The following is a 22,849-nucleotide window of genomic DNA, read 5'->3' as shown; positions in this document are numbered from 1 at the left end:
CGGCCCAGCTCAGTCCGGCAGCAGCGGGCGCAGATCTTGCGGGATCGATCGCTGCGGATGCGCACGCTGGAAGCGCAGCAGGCTGGCGCGTGCGGTGTCGAGTTCGCCTTGGTCGCGGCGCTCACGGATCCGCTGCAGCCAGCGGCGCGGCGATAGCTGCGCATCGGCCTCCAGCGCGGCCGCCAGGGCGTTGCTGTCGGATTCCGGCAATGCCGCGGCGGGGGCCGCAGCGGATGTCGAAGGGCGCAGCGAGAGGGTGTCCGACGTCTCGTTCGCAGCGGCCTTCGCGCGCGCGGAGGTCGCCAGCCTGGACGGGGTGGCGGTGTCGGCGGGCGCATTGCGCGCCAAGGCGTCCTGCGCCGTTTCCGCGCGCGTTGGTGCACGCAGCGGCATTCCGGTCGGCGCAGCTTGCTGCTCGGCGGCGGACGCATTGCTGTCGGCCGCAAAAGCCTGCGGTGGCGGGGCCGGAGCCGGTGGAGCGGCGGGCGCCACCATGACCGCTGGCGCGGGAGGAGGCATGCTGCGCGTGGGCGCTGGCTTGTGCATCGGCGCCTGCGCACGCTCGGACAGCGGCGCGTCGGCTGTCTCCGTCGCGATGCGCGCGGAGGCCGCAGGGGCGGGTGCCGCTGTCTCAGCGGCTGCCGGCGCAGCGGTCGCCGGTGCCGGCTCCGTGGAGGGCGGTGCCGGGGAGGCGACGGGTGTGGCGGGGGCGTCGGCGGCGGAAGTCGCCGCCGGGGTCGGGGCAGGTGCTGCCGCCGGCGTGGGCGTGGAGGGCGTCGGTGGACGTGCGCGCCAGGCGATGCCGGCCACCAGCACCAGCGAGGCGGCCAGGCCAAGCCAGGTCGGCCAGCGTGCACGCGACGCCGGCGGGGCGGCACGCGATGCAGGCGCCGGATCTGGCTCGGCCGGGTCGGCGGTCGCGATGGAGGCGGGCGCGGACGTGGGCATCGCCGCGGCGGCCTGCGCCCGCGCGCGCTCCGCGGCGCTGCTGGGGTACTCCGGGACCTCGGCGGCCCCCGGTGCGACTGCCGCACGCGCGGCAGCCAGGATCGCCGCATCCAGCGCCGGCGGCGGCAATGCCTGCCGGCCCAGGCGCAGGCGTTCGGCCAGCGCGCGCTCTTCCGGCGTCAGCGGTTCGTCGGCGCTCATCCGCCCAACCTCGCGCGCAGTTTGTCCATCGCATAGCGCAGCCGCGACTTGACCGTCTCGCGGCCGACGCCGGTGATCTGCCCGATCTCGTCCAGGCTCAATTCCTGCTCCAGGCGCAGCAGCAGCACGTCGCGTTGCTCCTCGGGAAGCGCATCCAGCGCCAGTTGCAGCTGGCGCCGCTGCTCGAAGGCGGACAGTTGCCGCTCCGGCGTGTCGGGGTCCTGCACGCGTGCGGTGCGCAGGTCGGCGTCGGCTGGTGCCGGCGGGCGATGCTTGGCCGCGCGCCAGTGGTCGCCGAGCCGATTGTGGGCGATGCGCAGCAGCCAGGTGGTGAACGCGGCCTGCGGCTGCCACTCCAGGCGTGCGGCGATCACCCGCTGCCACACGTCCTGGAACAGCTCTTCGGCCAGCGCACGGTCGCGCAGTTGTCGCAGCAGGTACTGGTACAGGCGGCCACGGTGGCGCAGGTACAGGGTCTCGAACGCGCGCGCGTCGCCGGCCGCGTAGGCCAGCATCAGGGCTTCGTCGCTCGCTTCGACCGGGGCGTCCACGGCGGCAAGCCTAAGCGTTCGCCGGGCCGCCGCATAGTCGGGAGGCAAGGTGCCGGGAGAGGGTGGCGAGGGCGGAAATTCTGACAACATGTGTAGACAAACGCCTATCTCATCGCGTCGGGGTCGATCGGCCGTCGATCGGTCCATGCAACAGGTATGCTGATGATGAAGGGCGAGCGTGGAGCGGTTCCGGGGGGCCCTGCAGGAGAATCGTTGTCGATGCTGTTCAATTCGTCCGCCACCGCCCGCGAAGACGCATCCGGCGGCCATGCGCCCGCCCGCACGGCGCAGGCCTTGTGCGGGCTGCTGCCGCCCGGCAGCGCCGTGGTGATCGGCTGCGGCGACGGCGTGGTCGGGCGCCTCCACGGCGCCAGCGCGGACGCGCCGGAGTGGCTGCAGGCGCTGGTCGCGCAGACGCTGGCCGCCACCGAGTTGCCGCCGTCGACGACACCGACGGTGCTGCACGTGCACCGCACCGCCGAGGGGGCCTGCGTGGTCATCGGTGCGCAGGCGAAGCAGCCGCTCGATGCGGCGTATCGCGCGGCCTGGTGCGAGGCCGCGGTCGCGTTCGGTCTCAACCTGCTCGACACCGAGCGCATGCGCGCGCGCATCGCGGGCCTGGAAAAATCCAAGCAGCTGCAGCAGGCGCTGTACGAGATCGCCGACCTGGCCGGTGCCGATCTGGAAATGGGCCAGATGCTGCAGCGCGTGCATGCGGTGCTGGAATCGCTGATGTACGCGGAGAACTGCTACATCGTCGAATACGACGAAGACCAGCAGAGCATGCGCTTCCTGTACTTCTCCGACCGTCACGACGACTTCGTCGCCGATCCGGAGAAGACCTACCTGCTGCGCGACATGCCGAACAGCCTCACCGTGGGGCTGCTGCGCCACGGCCGTGCGGTGCGTGGGCCGTCGGAACAGGTGCGCGAACGCCTGCAGGTGGGCTACAACGCCGAACACGGCCCGGACAGCCGCGACTGGCTGGGCGTGCCGATGTTGCGCGAGGGCCGCGTGTGCGGGGCCATCGTGGTGCAGAACTACGACTACGCGTTGCGCTACACCGATGCCGACCGCGCCTTGCTGGCCTACGTGGCGCAGCACGTGCAGACCGCGATGGACCGGCGGCATGCGCAGGTGCAGCTGGAGCGGCGCGTGCACCTGCGCACCCAGGAACTGCAGCGTGCCAACCACGACCTGCAGGAGGAGATCCAGGAGCGCAAGCGCGCCGAGACCCTGCAACTGGCGCTGTTCCGCATCGCCGAGCTGGCGATCCGCTCGGAGAGCCTGCAGCAGTTCTACACCGAGGTGCACGCCATCGTCGGCGGGCTGATCGACGCGCGCAATCTGTACATCGCCCTGCTGTCCGACGACGACACCATGCTGGAATTCGTGTACTCGGTGGACGAGTTCACCCCGTACCGGCCGCAGCGGCGCCGCGGCCGCGGACTGACCGAATACGTGATGCGGGTGCGGCGCCCGCAACTGCTGGAGCTTCCCGACATCGACGCCTTGCTGGCGCAGGGCGAGGTGCAGGAATACGGCCAGCGCCCCTACAGCTGGCTGGGCGTGCCGCTGTTCGACGAGGGGGAGGTGATCGGCGCGATCGTGGTGCAGAGCTACATCGCCAAGGTACGTTTCACCGAACACGACCAGCGCCTGCTGACCTTCGTCGCGCACAACGTCGGCAGCGGCCTGGCGCGGCAGCGCGCGCAGGAACGGCTGCGGCTGGCCCACGCGGAACTGGAACAGCGCGTGGAGGAGCGCACCCGGGAACTGGCCGAAGTCAACGAGCAGTTGCTGGCGCAGATCGCCGAGCGCTGGCGCGCCGAGCAGCGGCTGACCCACCAGGCGCTGCACGATGCGCTGACCGGGTTGCCGAACCGCTCGCATCTGCTGGACCGGCTCAGCGAGGCGATCTCGCGTGCCCGCGGCGGCGGCAAGACCTTCGCCGTCCTGTTCCTGGACTTGGACCGGTTCAAGCTGGTTAACGACAGCATCGGCCACGCCGCCGGCGACGAGATGCTGGTGCAGGTGGCCAAGCGCATCGTCTCCACGATCCGCGGCCAGGACGTGGTGGCGCGCCTGGGCGGCGACGAGTTCGCGGTGCTGACGCCGAGCGAGCACGGCCTGGACGGTGCGCGCGAACTGGCGCGGCGCCTGCTGCATGTGCTAGGCCAGCCGATGTGGGTGGCCGGCCGCGAACTGTTCCCGTCGGGCAGCCTGGGCATTGCGGCCTGGCATCCGCGCTACCACAACGGCGAGGAGATGCTGCGCGACGCGGACGCGGCGATGTACCGGGCCAAGGCGCAGACCCAGGACCGCTGCGTGGTGTTCGACGAGGCCATGCGCGAGGCGGCGCTGCGCAGCCTCGATCTGGAGGCGGACCTGCGCCGTGCGATCAACAACCGCGACTTCGAGCCGTTCTACCAGCCGATCGTGCGCCTGCACGACGGCGAGGTGATCGGCCACGAGGCCCTGTTGCGCTGGCGCCACGAAAGCCGTGGGCTGCTGGTGCCGAGCCAGTTCATCGATCTGGGCGAGGAGAGCGGCCTGATCGAGCAGGTGGACTGGCTACTGTACGCGCAGGTGATCCGGCGCCTGGCGCAGAGCGAGGGCGGCTACGTCTCGGTGAACGTCTCGCCGCGGCATTTCCGCTCGCCGGACTTCACCGAACGGCTGTTCGGGCTGATCGACAGCGCCGGCGCCGACCCGCGCCGCCTGCGCGTGGAGATCACCGAGGTGGCGCTGCTCGACGACGCCCCGCGCACCCTGGCCATCCTGCAGGCATTGCGCGAGCGCGGCGTGCTGGCGCAGCTGGACGACTTCGGCACCGGCTTCTCGGCGCTGTCCTACCTGCATCGCTTCCCGATCTCGGTGCTGAAGATCGACCAGAGCTTCGTCGCCGGCCTGCAGGACGAACGCGGCACCGGCAGCCACGCGCTGGTGCGCGGCATCCTTGCCCTGGCCAGCACCCTGGGGATCGAGACGGTGGGCGAGGGCATCGAGACCGAGCAGCAACTGGCGACATTGCGCGAACTGGGTTGCAATTACGGGCAGGGTTATCTGCTGGGGCGTCCGGCCGCCGCACCGCAGCAGCTTTGAGGCGATCGAACGTGGAGTGCGGCGCCATGCGCCCGGAGCGCGCTGTCTCCATGCGCTAGTTGGGCGCAGCGCGAGGTGCCGCCATGGCAGCGCCTCGCGTAGGAGCGGCTTCAGCCGCGATGGGCTTTACCGAGAACGCCCGTCGCGGCTGAAGCCGCTCCTACAGGACACGTCCTGTCGGTATGGGCGGGTCGCCACCCCAACGCTTGTCGCGGATCCGATGCCTTTGGCGCAACGCGCTGCGCCGCTTTTCGTCGATCCGCGCCGCGGGAACAATCGGGCGCCAAGATGGATGACGCGTCGCCACGCGTCATGACATTGCCGCTCTCGGAGTCTCAGCGCAACGCGTTGCGTCGCTTCTCGTCGATCCACTTCGACGCCTGCGCAGGCGTGTAGTCCCGCATCCAGCCCAGCATCGTGTCGATGTCGCTGCCGTACCACAGGTCGGCACGCTGGTCCGGGTGCAGGAAGCGCTCTTCGACCATGCGATCGATCATGCCGATCAGCGGCGCGTAGAACCCTTCCACGTCGAGGAAGGCGCAGGGCTTGTTGCCGATGCCGAGCTGGCGCCAGGTCAGCATCTCGAAGATTTCCTCCATGGTGCCGAAGCCGCCGGGCAGGGCGACGAAGGCGTCGGACAGGTCGAACATGCGCGACTTGCGCTCGTGCATCGAACCGACGATCTCCAGTTCAGTGAGGCCGCGGTGCGCCACTTCCCAGTCGGCCAGTTGCTTGGGAATCACGCCGGTGACCTCGCCGCCGGCAGCGAGCACCGCATTGGCCACGGTGCCCATCAGACCGACATTGCCGCCGCCATAGACCAGGCGCAGGCCTTGCTCGGCGATGCGTGTGCCCAATTCGGTTGCGCGCTCGACGTAGGCCGGCTTGTTGCCGGCGTTGGAGCCGCAGTAGACGCAGATGCTTTTCATCGGGAATGGGGAGTCGGGAATGGGGAATGGGGAAAATCCAAAAGCCGAAACGCATAACGCCGGACCTGGGTCCGGCGCTATGCGATGGGAGTGGAGTGCCCGGAATGCGCTTTGCCCATTCCCGATTCTCCATTCCCGTTTCTCGGCCTCAGTTAGCCTTATGAATCGCCCGCTTGCTCACCGCCATGGCCGCGTCGTGGATTGCTTCGGACAGGGTGGGGTGGGCGTGGCAGATGCGCGCCAGGTCGTCGGCCGAGCCGTTGAACTCCATGGTCAGCACGCCTTCGTGGACCAGTTCGGAGACGCCGACGCCGACCAGGTGCATGCCCAGCACGCGGTCGGTCTCGGCGTGGGCGATGACCTTGACGAAGCCTGCCGGCTCGCCCATCGCCACCGCACGGCCGATCGCCGCGAACGGGAAGCTGCCGGCCTTGTACGGCACGCCCTCGGCCTTGAGCTGCTGCTCGGTCTTGCCGACCCAGGCGATTTCCGGCTCGGTGTAGATGACCCACGGGATGGTGTCGAAGTTGACGTGGCCGGGCAGGCCGGCGATCAGTTCGGCGACCGCGATGCCTTCCTCGAAGCCCTTGTGCGCCAGCATCGGCCCGCGCACGCAGTCACCGATCGCCCACACGCCGTCCACGCCGGTGTGGCAGTGCGCATCGACCTCGATCTGGCCGCGCTCGTTGACCTTGACGCCGGTGCCGTCGGCCAGCAGACCCTTGGTGGCGGCGCGGCGGCCAACGGCCACCAGCAGCTTGTCCACGTTGAGGGTCTTCTCGCCTTCGCCATCGCTGTAGGTGACGACCACTTCCTGCTTCTTGCCCTTGCCGGTGACTTCGGTCTTGGAGACCTTGGCGCCAAGCTTGATGTCCAGGCCCTGCTTCTTGAATTCCTTCAGCGCGGCCTTGGCCACTTCGGCATCGGCCAGGGCCAGGAAGTCCGGCAGCGCCTCGAGGATGGTGACCTCGGCGCCCAGGCGCTTCCACACGCTGCCCAGTTCCAGGCCGATCACGCCGGCGCCGATCACCGCCAGGCGCTTGGGCACTTCGGTGAAATCCAGCGCGCCGACGTTGTCGACGATGGTCTCGCCGTCGAACTTGGCAAACGGCAGTTCGATCGAATCCGAGCCCGCGGCCAGGATCACGTTGGTGCCCTTCAGCTCGACTTCGCTGCCGTCGTGCTGCTTGACCTTGACCACGTTGCCCGGCTGCAGTTCGCCGAAGCCGTAGTACGGAGTGATCTTGTTCGCCTTGAACAGCATCGCGATGCCGCCGGTGAACTGCTTGACGATCTTGTCCTTGCGCCCGACCATCGCCGCGACGTCGATCTTGGCATCCTTGAAGCTGATGCCGTGCTCGCCGAACAGGTGGCCTATGTTCCAGAACTGGCGCGAGGAATCCAGCAGCGCCTTGGACGGGATGCAGCCCACGCGCAGGCAGGTGCCGCCCAGCGCCGGCTTGCCGTCCTTGCCCAGCGCCGCGTCGATGCACGCGGTCTTCAGACCCAACTGGGCGGCGCGGATGGCCGCGTGATAGCCGGCGGGACCGGCTCCGATGACGACGACGTCGTATTGTTCGCTCATTTCATTCGCTCACACGGGAATGGGGAATAGGGAATGGGGAATCGCAAAAGCGCATGCGCCTGCCGCCTCCCATCCAGGTCCAGGCGGGAACAGGGCAGGGAAATGGGCGCTTGTCCCATTCCCCACTCTCCATTCCCGATTCCCGGCTTTTACAGACCGAACAGCATCCGGCCCGGGTTTTCCAGCTGGTTCTTGATGTCGACCAGGAACTGCACCGAGTCCTTGCCGTCGATGATGCGGTGGTCGTAGGACAGTGCCAGGTACATCATCGGCGCGATCACGACCTGGCCGTTTTCGGCGATCGGACGCTCCTTGATCGCGTGCATGCCCAGGATCGCGCTCTGCGGCGGGTTGATGATCGGGGTCGACAGCAGCGAGCCGAAGGTGCCGCCGTTGGTCACGGTGAAGGTGCCGCCCTGCAGTTCTTCCAGGCTCAGCTTGCCGTCGCGCGCCTTCTTGGCGTAGTCGGCGATGCCCTGCTCGATGTCGGCGAAGGACTGCCGCTCGACGTTGCGCAGCACCGGCGTGACCAGGCCCTTGTCGGTCGACACGGCGATGGAGATGTCGCTGTAGCCGTGGTAGATGATGTCGTCGCCGTCGATCGAGGCGTTGACCAGCGGGAAGCGCTGCAGCGCGTTGGCCGCGGCCTTGACGAAGAAGCTCATGAAGCCGAGCTTGATGCCGTGGGCCTTCTGGAACTCGTCCTGCAGTTCCTTGCGCGCCGCCGAGACCTTGGCCAGGTTGACCTCGTTGAAGGTGGTCAGCATCGCGGTCGAGTTCTTCGACTGCATCAGGCGCTCGGCGATGCGCTTGCGCACGCGGGTCATCGGCACGCGCTCTTCCGGACGCGCACCGCTGGCCTTGCCGGCGCCGCCGTTCTTGGCGTAGTTGAGGATGTCTTCCTTGGTCACCGCGCCGCGGCGGCCGGTGCCTTCGACCTGCGACGGATCCACGCCTTCGGTGATGGCGCTGAAGCGCGCGCCCGGCGGCAGGCTGGACACATCGCCGGCGGCCTTCGGCGCGTCGGCCTTGGCGGCCTTCGGCGCTTCCGCGGCGGCGGCCTTGGGCGCTTCGGCCTTCGGGGCCTCGGCGACCTTGGCCTCGGCCGGCGCCGCAGCGGCGGCCGCGCCTTCCTCGATGATCGCCAGGATCTGCGAGCTGGTCACGGTGGCGCCGGTCTCGAACTTGATCTCCTTCAGCACGCCATCGACGGGCGAGGGCACTTCCAGCACGACCTTGTCGGTCTCCAGGTCCACCAGGTTCTCGTCGCGCTTGACCGCCTCGCCGGCCTTCTTGTGCCAGCTGGCGATGGTGGCATCGGATACGGATTCGGGCAGTACCGGAACTTTGACTTCGGTGGCCATTGCGGGGGGCGTCCTAGTGGTGTCTTTTTTGAAGTGTGAAAGGGTGTTTATTCAGCGACTTGGTCGTTGAACGGATTCAACAGCGCATCAGCGACCAGCTTCAGCTGCTCTTCCACGTGCTCGGCGAAGTGGCCGGCGGCGGGAGACGGCGAACGGGCGCGGCCGGCGTAGTGCAGGCTCTGTCCGTCGGCCAGGCAGGCCTGCAGGTGGTGCTTGATCTGATACCAGGCGCCTTGGTTCTGCGGCTCTTCCTGGCACCAGACCAGGTCGGTGGCATTGCCGTAGCGCTTCAGTTCGGCCGACAGCAGCTCGCGCGGGAACGGATACAGCTGCTCCACGCGCAGGATGGCGACGTCGTCCTGGCCGCGCTTGGTCTGGTCCTCGAGCAGGTCGTAGTAGACCTTGCCCGAGCACGCGACGACGCGCTTGACCTTCTTCGGGTCGGCCTTGGCGTCCGGGATCAGGTGCTGGAACTCGCCGTCGGCCAGTTCCTCCAGGGTCGACACCGCCAGCTTGTGGCGCAGCAGCGACTTGGGCGTCATCACCACCAGCGGCTTGCGCGTGGACATGCGCATCTGCCGGCGGATCATGTGGAAGGCCTGGGCCGGAGTGGTCGGCACGCAGACCAGCATGTTCTCCAGCGCGCACAGCTGCAGGAAGCGCTCCAGACGCGCGGAGCTATGCTCCGGGCCCTGGCCTTCGTAGCCATGCGGCAGGAACAGCGACAGGCCCGAGATACGGCCCCACTTGGCTTCGCCGGCGGCGATGAACTGGTCGATCACCACCTGCGCGCCGTTGGCGAAGTCGCCGAACTGCGCTTCCCAGATGCACAGCGCGTTGGGATCGGTGGTGGAGTAGCCGTACTCGAAGCCCATCACCGCCTCTTCGCTGAGCAGCGAGTCGATCACGGTGGCGTCTTCCGGGTTCTCCACCAGCTGCCGCAGCGGCAGGTAGTAGCTGTCGGTCTTCTGGTCGTGCAGGATCGCGTGGCGGTGGAAGAACGTGCCGCGACCCGCGTCCTGGCCGACCAGGCGCAGCTTGTGGCCTTCGCCTAGCAGGGTGGCGTAGGCCAGGTTCTCGGCGAAGCCCCAGTCGCCCGGCAGTTCGCCGGCGGCCATCTTCACGCGGTCCTCGTAGATCTTGGCCACACGCGGGTGCAGCTCGACGCCGCCCGGGATGGTGGTGATGATCTTGGCCAACTGGTCCAGGGTCTTGCGCTTGACCGTGGTGTCGACCTTGTCCGACAGCTTGCCCGACAGGTACTTGGACCAGTCGATGGCGAATTCGTCGGGCTTGCGGGTCGCCAGCTCGGTGGTGTACTCGCCCGAGTCGAGCTTGTTGCGGTAGCCGTCGACCAGCGCCTGCGCCTCGCCGGCCTGCAGCACGCCTTCGCTTTCCAACTGGGCGGCGTACAGTTCGCGGGTGGTCTTGTGCTTGCGGATGGTTTGGTACATCACCGGCTGGGTGGCCGCCGGCTCGTCGGCCTCGTTGTGGCCCCAACGGCGGTAGCAGACCAGGTCGATGACCACGTCCTTGTTGAACTGCTGGCGGAAGTCATAGGCCAGGTTGGCCACGAACGCCACCGCGTCCGGATCGTCGCCGTTCACATGGAACACCGGCGCGCCGATCATCTTGGCCACGTCGGTGCAGTACAGCGTGGAACGGGCGTCGTCGCGGGCGCTGGTGGTGAAGCCGATCTGGTTGTTGACCACGATGTGCACGGTGCCGCCGACCGCGAAGCCGCGCGCCTGCGACATCTGGAACAGCTCCATGACCACGCCCTGGCCGGCGAACGCGGCGTCACCGTGGATGATCACCGGCAGCACCGACTTGCGCGCGGCGTCGCCGTAGCGCTCCTGGCGCGACCGCACGCTGCCGACCACCACAGGGTCGACGATTTCCAGGTGCGAGGGGTTGAACGCCAGCGCCAGGTGCACCGACTTGCCGTCGGCCACCGCCACGTCGGCGGAGAAGCCCATGTGGTACTTCACGTCGCCGGTGTGGGCGCGGTCGTCATGGGCGTGCTCGAACTTGCCTTCGAACTCGTCGAACAGCTTGCGCGGGTTCTTGCCCAGAGTGTTGACCAGCACGTTGAGGCGGCCGCGGTGGGCCATGCCGACCACGATGTCCTTGACCGCGTCGTTGCCGGCGCGCTGCACCAGCACGTCCATCATCGGGATCAGCGAGTCGCCGCCTTCCAGCGAGAAGCGCTTCTGGCCGACGTACTTGGTGTGCAGGTAGCGCTCCAGGCCCTCGGCGGCGGTGATCCGCTCCAGGGTGCGGCGGCGGCTGGCGGCGTCGCCGGCGATGTTGCCGCCCGCGTTCTCCAGGCGCTGGTAGATCCACTGGCGCTGTTCGAACTCGGAGATGTGCATGAACTCGCTGCCGATCGACCCGGTGTAGGTCGCCTTCAGCCGCGCCAGCAGGTCGCGCAGTTTCATCCGCGGCTGGCCGCCGAGGCCGCCGGTGCTGAACTCGCTGCCCAGATCGCTTTCCGACAGGCTGTGGAACGGCAGGCCCAGGTCCGGCGGGTTCACCGGCGGGGTCAGGCCCAGCGGATCCAGGCGCGCGCCGAGGTGGCCGCGCGAACGGTAGGCGGTGATCAGGCGGCCGACATGGCGCTCGCGCTCGTCGCCGCTCGGGCCGGTGCCGCTGTTGGCGGCCTGGCGCGCGGCGCTGGCGATGTGGGCGATGACCGCAGAGTGGGGAACGTCACCGGCATCGCGGCCCTGGAAGCCGTCGAAGTAGGTTTTCCACTTGGGATCGATGCTGTCGGGAGAGACCAGATACTGTTCGTACAGGTCTTCGATATAGGCGGCATTGCCGCCGGCGAGTTGCGATGACTGCGCAAACTGCTTGAGTAGATTGTCCACGATGGTGGGGTGCGGTCGCTTTGTTTGGGGTGGCTTGCGGTAGGAACCGGCGGACGCGAGGGCCGCGCGGGCGTAATCAAGCGCAAAAATTATACCCCCATGAACCAGCCGGGGTGTGCATTCGGCGTGGTCAAGGCCGATCCCGGTTCATCCGTGGCAGTTGCGGCGGCGTGGTCGCGGCCGCCTCACCAGCCCAGTGCGCGCAGTTCGCTGCAGGGCCGGGCGCGCTCCCAGACCCGGTCGAAGGTGGCGCGCAACTGGCGCGCGCGGCCGCCACCGAGCAGGTCGGTCTCGCCGTCGTAACGGTGACCTAGTCCACGGAAGTAGTAGCCGCCGCCGTCGTCGACCAGATAGGCGGTGGCGTCGCTGCGGTCCACCGGGTCGCTGACTTCGCGGAACTGGAACACGCTGGGCAAGCGCTGTGCCAGGGCCAGCAAGGGGGCGCCGGCACGATGCGGCGCGGCCGCGTCGTGCAGCAACACGCGCACCTGCTTGGCATGCGCGGCGACCGCGAAGCGCCGCACCTGTTCCACCACGCGGGCATCGTCGAGCAGGCCGGGATCCAGCATGCGGCTATGGATCAGCACCTGGCGGCGGGCCTGCGCCAGCACCGCGATGCTGGCGGCGATCGCCATCGCCGCGTCCTCCACCGCCACCGCGCCGTCGAAGCGGCGGCGCAGCGGCACCGCCTCCGCGGAGGCGGTCACGCCGCTTGGCGGCGGCAGGAAGCCGTGGCGGGCATGGAATGCCAGTGTCGCGGCGGGCGCATGCAGTTCCAGCTGCGGCCAGCCCCGCTGCTGTGCCTGCGCGATCAGGCCGCGCAGCAGCGCGCTGCCGACGCCGCGCCCACGCCAGGCCGGCAACACGGTCAGCGCGGCGATCCGCCGGTCCGCGCCGAGCCGGGCCGCACCCACCATCTGGCCGTCGTCGCTGCGCGCGATCAGGTGCTCGCCCAGCGCGTCCTGCGCTTCACGTGTGGGGTCGGCCGGGTCCGCGACGGTGCCGGCCGCGGCACGCAGCGCACGCAGTTCGGCGCCGTCGTGGACGGGATCCAGCGCAGCGATGCGGAAACCGGGGCCGGGCATTGTCGGATCAGGCCGCGTCGGCGTCCTCGTCGGTGGCGTCCTCGGCCTCCAGCGGCTGGTAGAAGCCGCCTTCGATCAGTTCCAGCAGGGTCTGCCTGCCGGCCGCCGACAGCGCCGCGTAGTCGCTGCCGTCGATGTGCTCGGCCGCGGCCAGGCGCTTGGCGTCCTTGACCGGCAGCGCGAACTCCAGGCCGCTGCAGAACAGCATGGCGCCGCGGCTGGCGCGCCGCCACGCCGGCCGCGCCCAGGGATGCCGCTGCAGGACCAGGCCCTGTTCCAGCGCCGCGGCGATCTCCGCCGCCGGCGGCAGCCCAGCCGGCGGCAGGATCTCGCCGGCGGCACGGTAGGTGGTGATGAAGCGGCCGAACCAGGCACCCAGCTTGTCCGGGTCGTTCATGCGCAGCGCGTTCAGCGCCTCGACCACGCGGCCCATCGCCGCCGCATCGATCTCGTAGGGATCGGCGGGCGCCTGCAGGTCTTCGTCGTGGTAGCGCAATGCCTCGTCGGCGCCGTCGATCAGCGTGTCCAGGTAATCGGCGATCAGCTCGGCCGAGGACGGCGCACGCATGCCCACCGAGAAGGTCAGGCAGGCGTCCTCGGCGACGCCGTGGTGCGGCACCAGCGGCGGCAGGTACAGCATGTCGCCGGGCCCCAGCACCCAGTCGTGGGTCGGCTCGAACTGCCGCAGCAGCTTCAGTTCCACGTCGTCGCGGAAGTCGGTCGGCGGCGCCGGGCGGCCCAGCGCGACGCTGGCGTCGATCTGCCAGCGGCGGTGGCCGTGGGCCTGCAGCAGGAACACGTCGTAGTGGTCCACGTGCGCGCCGACCGAGCCGCCGCGCGCGGCGAAGCTGACCATCACGTCGTCCACCCGCCAGCGCGGCAGGAAGCGGAACTGCTCGAGCAGGGCGCGGATGTCCGGGTCCCACTTGTCCACGTCCTGCACCAGCAGGGTCCAGTCGTGGTCGGGCATGCCGGGGAACTCATGCTCCTGGAACGGGCCGCTGCGCACCCGCCAGCGGTCGTTGTCGCGGTCGTGCTCGACCAGCCGCGACAGCGCCGCCTCTTCGCAGGCCAGGCCGGCCAGGTCGCCGGGCTCGATCGGCGAAACGAAGTTGGGGAAGGCGTTGCGGATCAGCAGCGGGCGCTTGTGCCAGTAGTCGCGCAGGAAGGTCGCGGCGGGCATGCCCAGCGGTTGCCCGGGGCGGGCGTGGAGTTCGAAGGCGGGAGCGGCGGTCTTGCGGGCAGCCATGTGCGGTGGGGTCCTTGCAACGCGGAAGGAAAGGGCGGGCGCGCGGCGGCGCCGGCCGGACCCGGCCATTGTCCGCCGGTTTGGCCCGTGGGGCCATCGCGGCAGGCTTGGCAGATCGCCGTCGGCCAAGGCGGTGGCGATCCGGCGATCCGGGTCTGGCGCATGCGTGCATGCAGGGTGCGCGCCGCCGGCGGTTCGGGACGTCCGCGGCGCGTGGCGGCCGCGTCGCAGCGGGCGAGGCGCTGGGCGTTACTGGTCGAGGATACGGTTGTCGCGGCCGCTGTCGTCGACCTGGGCCGTGCCGCTGCGCTGGACGATGGCGTTGTCGTTGCCCTGCAGGGCGATGGCGCCGATCGCGCTGGCCTGCAACTGGTTCTGGTCGCCCGACACCTCCAGCGTGGCGATGCGTGCCATCTGCAAGCGGCCGTGGCGGCCGAACAGCGCGACCTGGCCGGCGTCGCCGTGTACCGTCACCTGCGCGTTGTCGCCGAGCACGCGCAGGGCGTCGGCTCGTTCGATCTGCAGGTTGCCGTTGCGGCCGAACAAGCTGACGGTGGCGCAGTGCCCGTGCAGCACCAAGGTGGCGTCGCGGCCGACGATGTTCAGGTCGCGGCCGTCGCAATCGATGTCGCCGCTGGCCGAGGCGGCCATGCGGATCGGCGCCTCGGCGTCGCGCTCGTCGCCATCGGCAATGTCGCCGGCCGACGGCGCCGCCGCGATCGGCGGCGCGGCCTGCATGACCACGGTGCGCGGGGCGGCGGTGTGCGCGCCATCGCCGGCCGGCGGGCGTGGCGCCTGCGCGCAGCCGGCCAGGGCCAGCAGCGGCAACACAAACAACGGGGTGCGTTTCATCGCGGGGCTCTGCTGTGAGTCACCAGCATGCCCCTGGCCGATTAACCCAGGATGGACGGGACGCGGCTCAGATGTCGCGCGCCAGCCGCTCGGCCAGGCCGACGTAGCCGCCCGGGGTCAACTCGCGCAGGCGCTGCTTGGCGTCCTCGGGCAGGTCCAGGGTCTCGACGAAGGCGCGCATCGAGTCGGCGGTGATGCCCTGGCCGCGGGTCAGCGCCTTGAGCTGCTCGTAGGGGTTGGGCAGGCCGTGGCGGCGCATCACCGTCTGCACGGCTTCGGCCAGCACTTCCCAGGCCGCGTCCAGGTCGGCGTCCAGGCGCTCGGGGTTCACGGTCAGCTTGCCCAGGCCCTTGGCCAGCGAGTCCAGCGCCACCTGGGTGTGGCCGAAGGCGGTGCCGAGCGCGCGCAGCACGGTGGAGTCGGTGAGGTCGCGCTGCCAGCGGCTGATCGGCAGCTTGGCCGAGAAATGCTCGAACAGGGCGTTGGCGATGCCGAAGTTGCCTTCGGCGTTCTCGAAGTCGATCGGGTTGACCTTGTGCGGCATGGTCGAGGAGCCGACTTCGCCTTCCTTGAGCTTCTGCTTGAAGTAGCCCAGCGAAATGTAGCCCCAGATGTCGCGCGCCAGGTCGATCAGCACGGTGTTGGCGCGGCGGGTGGCGTCGCCCAGTTCGGCGACGTTGTCGTGCGGCTCGATCTGGGTGGTGTAGGGGTTGAACACCAGGCCCAGGCTTTCCACGAAGCGCTGCGCGAAGCCCGGCCAGTCGACGTCGGGGTAGCTGGCGACGTGGGCGTTGTAGTTGCCGACCGCGCCGTTGATCTTGCCGGTCAGCTCGACCGCGGCGATCTGCCGGCGCTGGCGCTCGAGGCGGGCGACCACGTTGGCGATCTCCTTGCCCAGAGTGGTCGGCGAGGCGGTCTGGCCGTGGGTGCGCGAGAGCATCGGCTGCGCGGCCTGCGCATGGGCCAGGGCGCGCAGCGTCGCGATCACCGCGTCCAGGGTCGGCAGCAACACCTCGCGCCGGGCCTGCTCCAGCATCAGCCCGTAGCTGAGGTTGTTGATGTCCTCGCTGGTGCAGGCGAAATGCACGAACTCCAGGGCCGGGCCGAGTTCGGCGTCGTCCTTGAGTTGCTCCTTGATGAAGTACTCCACCGCCTTGACGTCGTGGTTGGTGGTGCGCTCGATCTGCTTGACCCGCGCCGCGTGCTCCACGCCGAAGCCCTCGGCCAGCGCGCGCAGGCGCTGCGCCGCTGCCGGCGAGAACGCGGCCAGCTCGCCGATGCCCGGCTCGGCGCCCAGCGCCAGCAGCCATTCGATCTCCACCTTCACTCGCGCCTTGATCAGGCCGTATTCGGAGAAGATCGGCCGCAGGGCGTCGACCTTGCCGGCATAGCGGCCATCGAGCGGGGACAGGGCGAGCAGGGCGGAATCGGACATGGCGGGGCGTGGGGTGGTGTCGGCGGGGGCGCCATTCTACGTCGGCGCGGCCTCGGCCGGCGCCAGGCGTACGGTCACCGCCTGGATGCGGTGACGGGCCATGCGCTTGACCGTGAACAGGTGGCCGTCGATCTCCAGCCGCTCGCCTTCCTCGGGCAGGCGCTGCAGCTGGTGCACGATCAGCCCGCCGACCGAGTTGAGGTGCTCCGGCGCGCGCAGGTCGCGGCCGAGCAGGCGTTCGAGGCGGAAGATCGAGGTCGAACCGGCCACCAGCACGCTGCCGTCGGCGCCGCGGGTCGGCGCGTCCTTGACCACGTGCGGGTGCTCGTCCTCGATGTCGCCGACCACCACTTCCAGCAGGTCTTCCAGGGTGAAATAGCCGAGGATGCGGCCGTGCTCGTCCACGCACAGCGCCATGTGCGTGGCGCCGGTGCGAAAGCGCTCCAGCACCAGCGGCACCGGCGTCTCCAGGGCGATCAGGTTGGCCGGGCGCAGCAGCGGGCGCAGGTCGTCGCTGGGGCGGCCGCGGGCGATCTCCACCAGCAGGTCCTTCATGTGCAGGATGCCCAGCACCTGCTCGCCGTCGCGGTCGAACCACGGGTAGCGGCTGTAGCGGCTGTCGGCGAACTCGGCCATCACCGCGTCCAGCGGCATGCCGTCGCGGAACCCGCGCAGATGGTCGCGCGCCCGCATCAGGTCGCCCGCCACCAGTTCCGGCAGCTCCAGCGCGTGGCTCATCAGGGTCAGTTCGTGGTCGGGCGCGCCGCCGGCGGGGTGCTGGCGGCCGACGATCAGCTTCAGTTCCTCGCGCGAATAGCGGTGCGAGGCATGCTCGACCTCGCCCCAGCCCACGGCTTTCAGCAAGCCGTTGGCGCTGGTGTTGAGCAGCCAGATCGCCGGATACATCGCCCAGTAGAACAGGTACAGCGGCGCCGCGGTCCACAGCGACATGCGCTCCGGGCGGCGGATCGCCATCGACTTGGGCGCGAGTTCGCCGAGCACGATGTGCAGGAACGAGATGACGCTGAAGGCGATGACGAAGGCGCTCAGGCGCGCGGCCTCCGCGCTCAGCCCCAGCAGGTCGAACAGCGGCTGCAGCAGGTGTGCGAAGGCCGGTTCGCCGACCCAGCCCAGGCCCAGCGAGGACAGGGTGATGCCGAGTTGGCAGGCCGACAGGTAGGCGTCGAGGTGGCCATGCACGTTGAGCAGCAGGCGCCCGCGCCAGCCGTGGTGCTCGGCCAGGCCCACGGCCTGCGTGTGGCGCAACTTGACCAAGGCGAACTCGGCGGCGACGAAGAAGCCGTTGAGCAGCACCAGCAGCATCGCCAGCGCCAGCAGCAGGAGGTTGCCGATCATGTGCGTTCCCCGGCGCGCGTCGCTGGGGCGTCAGAGCGCCAGGCGGGCAGGATGGAAACGGCGGGGAGGGTGGCCCGGCGCAGCGTGCGCCGGCATCTACAGTCTGAATCGTCGCCCATGGCGGCGTGGAAGTTCCATCGGTGATACGTCATCGGAGTCTAGCCGATGCGCCGCGATGGCGGCGCCCGCACGCGCCGTCTCGCGCATTCGGTCACAAGGCAGCGCAGCGACATGCACCATGGATCAGCGCGCAGAACCGATGTTACCAATCCCCAATCCCTACTCCCGAATCCCCGCACTCAACCATCACGCCGCGCCGATCTTTTCGTTTGCTAGACTTTCTGTAACCGTTTTCAACCTCGCTATTTCCCCATGACATCTTCTTTGCGTCTTGCGGCGCTGGCCGCCGCTGTGTCCGTTTTCCTCACCGCCTGTGGCGGCAAGCCCTCGGCCACGCCCACCGACACCGATGCCAGCCATGCTCCCGCAGACGCCGCCGCCGACGAAGCGGACCAAGCGTTGACCCGCAAGCTCAACGCCTACATCGAGTGCTTCAACAAGGTCGACGGGTCCATCCACGAAGGCGCGCAGCAATACATCGGCTGGATGGCCGACCCCAAGGCCGGCCCCACCGGCAAGGAAACCAGGGTGTACGGGCCCGCCCCGATCGACGACTACGCCATGAAGCAGTGCGACGCGCCGATGACCGAGGCGATCGCGGCCAAGCCGGCGTTGCCGGCGCTGGATGCGGCGGCCAAGCGCTATCTGGCCGCGTTGAAGACGCTGCAGCCGCTGGCCAACCAGGCCCGCGACTACTACGACCGCGAGGACTACCAGGACGATCAGTTCGCCAAGGGCAAGCAACTGCATGCGCCGCTGATGGCCGCGCTGTCCGAGTTCCACGAGGCCAGCGACGCCTTCAGCCACGAACTGGAGGCGCAGAACGACGCCGCGCAGCGCGAGCAGTTGAAGGCGATGGAGAAGGCCGAGGGCCGTACCCGCGACTTCTACCGGCTGTCGATGATGCTCGAGGCCAAGGATATCGTCGGGCTGATGCAGGACGACGACTTCGACACTGCCAAGGCCACGGCGCTGGTGGCCGATTTCAACCGCCTGTCCGACGAGGCGCACGCCAAGGTCGCCAACCAGGAGCCGGGCAAGTCCGACTGGAGCGGTTTCGAGAGAGCCGCGGAGGATTTCCGCAAGGAATCCAAGGCACGGATCAAGCGGGTGGCGGACAAGGTTCCGTACAGTGCCTTCGAGCAGCGCGCGCTGGCCAATCCGATCGTCGCACCGGAAGGCTCGCCGGTACGCCTGATGAAGAGCTACAACGACCTGGTGTTCCAGAGCAATCGTCAACGATAAGCGTCCTGGCCGGCGGCGCAATGCCGCCGGTCCTGCCGCGGCGGTCGCCATGGCCGCCCGAGTGTCGCCGCGTCTTGCCGGCGCTTCGGCCGGCCACTGCGGACCGTCGGCGGGCACCGCGTTGGCTGCCTGCATCCGCCGATCACCGCGGGCGCGCACCTGGCACGCCTCCAGACATTCCTAACATCCGCCGGCGCACACTGCTGACGCCGGGCGCTGCGCCGCGGATAATGCGTGCGCCAGCCGCCATCCCGCCAGCCTGCCTCCCCGGACGTCCGACGACGGCGCCGATGGATTCCTTTTTGCAGATGCGGAGATTGCGCGATGAGTGACACATTCAGGGTCGAACACGACAGCATGGGCGAACTGCAGGTGCCGGCAGAGGCCTTGTGGGGAGCGCAGACCCAGCGTGCGGTGCAGAACTTTCCGGTGTCCGGGCGCCCGATGCCGCGCGGCTTCATCCGCGCGCTGGGTCTGATCAAGGCCGCCGCGGCCGGGGTCAACGCCGACCTTGACCTGCTGCCGAAGGCGGTCGCCAAGGCGATCCATGCCGCGGCGCTGGAGGTGGCCGACGGCCGCCACGACGCGCATTTCCCGATCGACATCTACCAGACCGGGTCGGGCACCTCGTCGAACATGAACGCCAACGAGGTCATCGCCACGCTGGCCAACCGCAGCGCCAAGGGCGAGGGCAAGAACGGCAGCAAGGCGCTGCCGACAGTGCACCCCAACGACCACGTCAACCTCGGCCAGAGTTCCAACGACGTGGTGCCGACCGCGATCCGCGTCGCCGCGCTGCTGGCCGCGCGCGAGCATCTGCTGCCGTCGCTCAAGCACCTGCGCAAGACCATCGACAAGCGCGCCAAGCAACTGCAGGGCGTGGTCAAGACCGGGCGCACCCACCTGATGGACGCGATGCCGCTGACCTTCGGCCAGGAATTCGGCGCCTGGTCGGCGCAACTGGTGTCGGCGCAGGCGCGCATTGACGACAGTCTCAAGCGCCTGCGCCGGCTGCCGCTGGGCGGCACCGCCATCGGCACCGGCATCAACGCCGATCCGCGCTTCGGCGGCAAGGTCGCCAAGGCGCTATCGGCGCTGACCGACGTTACCTTCGAGAGCGCCTCGAACAAGTTCGAGGGCCTGGCCGCGCAGGACGATGCGGTGGAACTGTCCGGGCAGCTCAACGCGCTGGCGGTGGCGCTGATCAAGATCGCCAACGATCTGCGCTGGATGAATGCCGGGCCGCTGGCCGGCCTCGGCGAGATCGAATTGCCGGCGTTGCAGCCGGGCAGCTCGATCATGCCGGGCAAGGTCAATCCGGTGATTCCCGAGGCCACGGTGATGGTCTGTGCGCAGGTCATCGGCCACCACACCGCGATCACCGTGGCCGGGCAGACCGGCAACTTCCAGTTGAACGTGACCCTGCCGCTGATCGCCGCCAACCTGCTGGAGTCGATCCAGTTGCTGGGCAACGTGTCGGTGCTGCTGGCCGATTCGGCGATCGCCGGGCTCAAGGTGCGCGAGGAGCGCGTGCGCGAGGCGCTGGACCGCAATCCGATCCTGGTCACCGCGTTGAACCCGATCATCGGCTACGAGAAGGCCGCGGCGATCGCCAAGCGCGCCTACAAGGAGAACCGCCCGGTGCTGGAGGTGGCCAAGGAGGACAGCGGCCTTGGCGAGGACGAACTGCGCCGGTTGCTGGATCCGGCCGCGCTGACCGAAGGCGGCATCCACGCCGGTGCGGGCGGCGGTGGTTGAGCGGTGACGGAGCGCATGCTGGCGGTTGAACCTGGCAGCCGTCGGGACTGAAGTGCCTCCCACATCGCGCCCAGACACCGCATCGCGAGCCCCTGTGTAGGAGCGGCTTCAGCCGCGATGGGCTTTACCGATAACGCCCATCGCGGCTGAAGCCGCTCCTACAGGAAGGGCCCACTCGTTACTGGAGGCTCTCCGTGCCGACGCATGCGCGCGCCGGCACGCCTCAGCGGCGCTCGGCCTGCAGGTTGCCGAAGCTGTCGCGGTAGGGCTGCAACGAGGGAATGTCGCGCAACACCGCCGCCTGCGCTTCGGTGATCTCCGGGGTTGGCGCGAAGCCCACCGAGCGCATGTTCGGGTCCGGCGCCGCGGTCTCCAGGGTGCGCTGGCGCTGCATCTGCAGGTGCATGAACAACTGCTGCAGTTCGGTGCGCTGCGCGGCGGGCAGCGGCAGTTCGATGTCGTCGATGCGCAGGCTGCCGTCGGGCCCGATGGTGGCATTGGCGGCCGGGGGGCGGCGCAGCATCACGTTCATGCTGTCCACCGCCACCCGCGGCTTGCTGCGCTCGGCGCGCGAGGAGGCGGTCTCGCCGCCGCGTCCGCCGCAGGCGGCGAGCAGCAGGCACAGCGACAGCAGCGAGAACCAGGCGAACAGCGTCTTCTTCATGGAGGCGATGCAGTGGGGGAGTGCGGGCATTCTAGAACGTGCGGCGGCTGCGGTCGTGCCGAGGCGCGCGGGCCGCGCATCAGCTGCGTGAGTTCGAAGCGGACTGCATGGCGCGCGCGAGCACGCTGAACATCCGCTCGTCGGTGGATTGCGCGACGTTGAAACGCAGGAAATCGCCCGCGCTCAACGACTGGCTGAAGGCATTGCCCGGCGCCAGCACCACGCCTTCCTGCAGGCAGGCGTGCGCGATCGCTGCGGCCTCCATGCCCGCGGGCAGCCTGCACCAAAGGAACAGGCCTGCCTGTGGAATCAGCCAGGGTCGGATGCCGAGACCCTGGAGCCGCGCCACCGTCCTGGCCATCTGCTCCGCCAGGCGCCGCCGCAAGGTCTCCAGATGCCGGCGGTAGCCGCTGTCGGTCAGGGCGATCAGCACGGCCTCGGCCGCCAGCCGGCCGCCGCCGAAGCTGGTAGCGATCTTCAGGTCGGCGAGGCTTTCGATCCAGTCGCCACGTGCGGCGATGTAGCCGCAACGCAGCGACGCCGACACCGTCTTGGAAAAGCTGCCGATCTGGATGACCCGCGCCAGGCCGTCGAAGGCCGCCAGCCGCGGGGCGGGGCTGGTCTCGAAGTCGGCGAAGATGTCGTCCTCGACGATCACCAGGTCCGAGCCCTCGGCCAGGAGCAGCAGCCGGTGCGCCGTCGTCGCGGACAGGGTCGCGCCGGTGGGGTTGTGGATCCCCGAGTTGGTGATGTACAGCCGCGGCGCATGCGCCCGCAGCGCCGCTTCGAAGCGCGCCACGTCCGGTCCGTTCGGCGTATAGGGCACGCCCACGACCTGCACGCGATGCGCCTTGAGCAAGGCATGGAAATTGAAGTAGCACGGGTCGTCGACCAGCACCGTGTCGCCGGGCGAGAGCAGGAAACGGCCGATCAGGTCGATCGCATGCGTGCCCGATTCGGCGAGCAGGATCTGTTCGGGCGGCGCCTGCACGCCATTGCCCGCCAGCCGTCGCGACAGGAACTGGCGCAAGCCGGGGTGGCCCAGGGGCGTGGCGTACTCCGTCAGCTCCTGCGTGTCGGCGCGCGCCAGCGTGCGCAGTGCGCGGCGCATGCCCGCGCCGTACAGCCATTCGGGCGGCAGCCAGCCGCAGCCGGGCTTGAGCACGCGCGCATCCGCTTCCAGCGACTGCCGCGATACCCACAGCGGATCGATCTGCCGGTCGAGCTTCGGGCCGAGTTGCGCCAGCGCCAGTGGGGCCACCGACCCGGCCACATAGAAGCCCGACCCTGGGCGCGCCGCGATCGCGCCCTCGGCCGCCAGCCGCTCGTAGGCTTCCACCACCGTCGACACCGACACCCGCAGCGCGCGCGCCTGCGCGCGCACGGAGGGCAGGCGCGCTCCCGGCAGGCTGGTGCGGTTGGCGATGCGGGCGCGGATGTCGGCCATCACCGCATCGATGCGCGTGCCGGGTGCTGCGGGTCTGTCCACTTTCGTCAGCTGTACTGGGTCTTGAACCATAACAGTAATG

16 protein-coding genes are annotated in these 22,849 nt (G+C 69.3%); 3 read left to right on the top strand and 13 right to left on the bottom strand.

Going from position 1 to position 22,849, the window contains the following annotated elements:
- Positions 1-9: 9 nt before the first annotated feature.
- The gene (locus RAB71_RS12650) at positions 10-1,149 is read right to left on the bottom strand and encodes a hypothetical protein (RefSeq protein WP_041500229.1); all 1,140 of its coding nucleotides are present in this window, start codon (positions 1,147-1,149) and stop codon (positions 10-12) included.
- Positions 1,146-1,700, bottom strand: coding sequence for an RNA polymerase sigma factor (locus RAB71_RS12645; protein WP_010344250.1), 555 nt, complete (start codon positions 1,698-1,700; stop codon positions 1,146-1,148). Before RAB71_RS12645 ends, RAB71_RS12650 begins: the two co-directional genes overlap by 4 nt.
- Before the next feature lie 219 nt (positions 1,701-1,919).
- Here RAB71_RS12645 and RAB71_RS12640 point away from each other — a divergent pair, with 219 nt between their 5' ends.
- A complete protein-coding gene (locus RAB71_RS12640; RefSeq protein ID WP_010344249.1) occupies positions 1,920-4,805 on the top strand; it encodes an EAL domain-containing protein in 2,886 nt (961 codons plus the stop codon).
- A 335-nt stretch (positions 4,806-5,140) separates the two neighbouring features.
- On the opposite strand, the gene RAB71_RS12635 is transcribed toward RAB71_RS12640, so the two are convergent.
- The 9 genes from RAB71_RS12635 to RAB71_RS12595 form a co-directional block, all read right to left on the bottom strand.
- Positions 5,141-5,734, bottom strand: a complete 594-nt coding sequence (locus RAB71_RS12635; RefSeq protein ID WP_010344248.1) for a TIGR00730 family Rossman fold protein — start codon at positions 5,732-5,734, stop codon at positions 5,141-5,143.
- Between the two features lie 148 nt (positions 5,735-5,882).
- Entirely contained in the window at positions 5,883-7,319 is a 1,437-nt protein-coding gene (gene lpdA, locus RAB71_RS12630) for a dihydrolipoyl dehydrogenase (RefSeq protein WP_010344247.1), read from the bottom strand.
- A gap of 149 nt (positions 7,320-7,468) precedes the next feature.
- Positions 7,469-8,683, bottom strand: a complete 1,215-nt coding sequence (sucB, locus tag RAB71_RS12625) for a dihydrolipoyllysine-residue succinyltransferase (protein WP_010344246.1) — start codon at positions 8,681-8,683, stop codon at positions 7,469-7,471.
- A 47-nt stretch (positions 8,684-8,730) separates the two neighbouring features.
- On the bottom strand, positions 8,731-11,556 hold the full coding sequence (locus RAB71_RS12620; RefSeq protein WP_010344245.1) for a 2-oxoglutarate dehydrogenase E1 component: 2,826 nt from the start codon (positions 11,554-11,556) through the stop codon (positions 8,731-8,733).
- Positions 11,557-11,741: 185 nt separating this feature from the next.
- Positions 11,742-12,641 carry a GNAT family N-acetyltransferase gene (locus tag RAB71_RS12615; RefSeq protein ID WP_010344244.1) on the bottom strand — a complete coding sequence of 300 codons (900 nt, stop codon included), beginning with the start codon at positions 12,639-12,641 and terminating at the stop codon, positions 11,742-11,744.
- Positions 12,642-12,648: 7 nt separating this feature from the next.
- Entirely contained in the window at positions 12,649-13,890 is a 1,242-nt protein-coding gene (locus RAB71_RS12610) for a cupin domain-containing protein (protein ID WP_010344243.1), read from the bottom strand.
- A 249-nt stretch (positions 13,891-14,139) separates the two neighbouring features.
- Positions 14,140-14,742 carry a DUF3060 domain-containing protein gene (locus RAB71_RS12605; protein ID WP_010344242.1) on the bottom strand — a complete coding sequence of 201 codons (603 nt, stop codon included), beginning with the start codon at positions 14,740-14,742 and terminating at the stop codon, positions 14,140-14,142.
- A gap of 67 nt (positions 14,743-14,809) precedes the next feature.
- Positions 14,810-16,177 (bottom strand): adenylosuccinate lyase, encoded by a 1,368-nt coding sequence (gene purB / locus RAB71_RS12600; protein WP_010344241.1) that lies wholly within the window; start codon positions 16,175-16,177, stop codon positions 14,810-14,812.
- Between the two features lie 36 nt (positions 16,178-16,213).
- Positions 16,214-17,533 (bottom strand): hemolysin family protein, encoded by a 1,320-nt coding sequence (locus RAB71_RS12595; RefSeq protein ID WP_010344240.1) that lies wholly within the window; start codon positions 17,531-17,533, stop codon positions 16,214-16,216.
- A gap of 372 nt (positions 17,534-17,905) precedes the next feature.
- Between RAB71_RS12595 and RAB71_RS12590 the strand changes: the two genes are divergently transcribed.
- Together RAB71_RS12590 and RAB71_RS12585 are read left to right on the top strand one after the other, a co-directional pair.
- A complete protein-coding gene (locus RAB71_RS12590) occupies positions 17,906-18,898 on the top strand; it encodes a YiiG family protein (RefSeq protein WP_029562283.1) in 993 nt (330 codons plus the stop codon).
- Between the two features lie 324 nt (positions 18,899-19,222).
- On the top strand, positions 19,223-20,656 hold the full coding sequence (locus RAB71_RS12585) for an aspartate ammonia-lyase (RefSeq protein ID WP_010344238.1): 1,434 nt from the start codon (positions 19,223-19,225) through the stop codon (positions 20,654-20,656).
- Positions 20,657-20,879: 223 nt separating this feature from the next.
- On the opposite strand, the gene RAB71_RS12580 is transcribed toward RAB71_RS12585, so the two are convergent.
- Entirely contained in the window at positions 20,880-21,320 is a 441-nt protein-coding gene (locus tag RAB71_RS12580; RefSeq protein ID WP_010344237.1) for a hypothetical protein, read from the bottom strand.
- A gap of 79 nt (positions 21,321-21,399) precedes the next feature.
- On the bottom strand, positions 21,400-22,767 hold the full coding sequence (locus RAB71_RS12575) for a PLP-dependent aminotransferase family protein (protein ID WP_010344236.1): 1,368 nt from the start codon (positions 22,765-22,767) through the stop codon (positions 21,400-21,402).
- Positions 22,768-22,849: the final 82 nt, after the last annotated feature.

It is taken from the genome of Xanthomonas sacchari (assembly GCF_040529065.1).
Classification (GTDB): Bacteria; Pseudomonadota; Gammaproteobacteria; order Xanthomonadales; family Xanthomonadaceae; genus Xanthomonas_A; species Xanthomonas_A sacchari.
This window is presented reverse-complemented; position numbering and strand designations above follow the sequence as displayed.

What these genes read in the sequence shown, in the direction of transcription:
- RAB71_RS12650 (WP_041500229.1), bottom strand. Translation starts at nt 1,149, where the DNA reads ATGAGCGCCGACGAACCGCTGACGCCGGAAGAGCGCGCGCTGGCCGAA.
- RAB71_RS12640 (WP_010344249.1), top strand. Translation starts at nt 1,920, where the DNA reads ATGCTGTTCAATTCGTCCGCCACCGCCCGCGAAGACGCATCCGGCGGC.
- RAB71_RS12635 (WP_010344248.1), bottom strand. Translation starts at nt 5,734, where the DNA reads ATGAAAAGCATCTGCGTCTACTGCGGCTCCAACGCCGGCAACAAGCCG.
- lpdA (WP_010344247.1), bottom strand. Translation starts at nt 7,319, where the DNA reads ATGAGCGAACAATACGACGTCGTCGTCATCGGAGCCGGTCCCGCCGGC.
- sucB (WP_010344246.1), bottom strand. Translation starts at nt 8,683, where the DNA reads ATGGCCACCGAAGTCAAAGTTCCGGTACTGCCCGAATCCGTATCCGAT.
- RAB71_RS12615 (WP_010344244.1), bottom strand. Translation starts at nt 12,641, where the DNA reads ATGCCCGGCCCCGGTTTCCGCATCGCTGCGCTGGATCCCGTCCACGAC.
- RAB71_RS12610 (WP_010344243.1), bottom strand. Translation starts at nt 13,890, where the DNA reads ATGGCTGCCCGCAAGACCGCCGCTCCCGCCTTCGAACTCCACGCCCGC.
- RAB71_RS12605 (WP_010344242.1), bottom strand. Translation starts at nt 14,742, where the DNA reads ATGAAACGCACCCCGTTGTTTGTGTTGCCGCTGCTGGCCCTGGCCGGC.
- purB (WP_010344241.1), bottom strand. Translation starts at nt 16,177, where the DNA reads ATGTCCGATTCCGCCCTGCTCGCCCTGTCCCCGCTCGATGGCCGCTAT.
- RAB71_RS12595 (WP_010344240.1), bottom strand. Translation starts at nt 17,533, where the DNA reads ATGATCGGCAACCTCCTGCTGCTGGCGCTGGCGATGCTGCTGGTGCTG.
- RAB71_RS12590 (WP_029562283.1), top strand. Translation starts at nt 17,906, where the DNA reads ATGACATCTTCTTTGCGTCTTGCGGCGCTGGCCGCCGCTGTGTCCGTT.
- RAB71_RS12585 (WP_010344238.1), top strand. Translation starts at nt 19,223, where the DNA reads ATGAGTGACACATTCAGGGTCGAACACGACAGCATGGGCGAACTGCAG.
- RAB71_RS12580 (WP_010344237.1), bottom strand. Translation starts at nt 21,320, where the DNA reads ATGAAGAAGACGCTGTTCGCCTGGTTCTCGCTGCTGTCGCTGTGCCTG.
- RAB71_RS12575 (WP_010344236.1), bottom strand. Translation starts at nt 22,767, where the DNA reads ATGGCCGACATCCGCGCCCGCATCGCCAACCGCACCAGCCTGCCGGGA.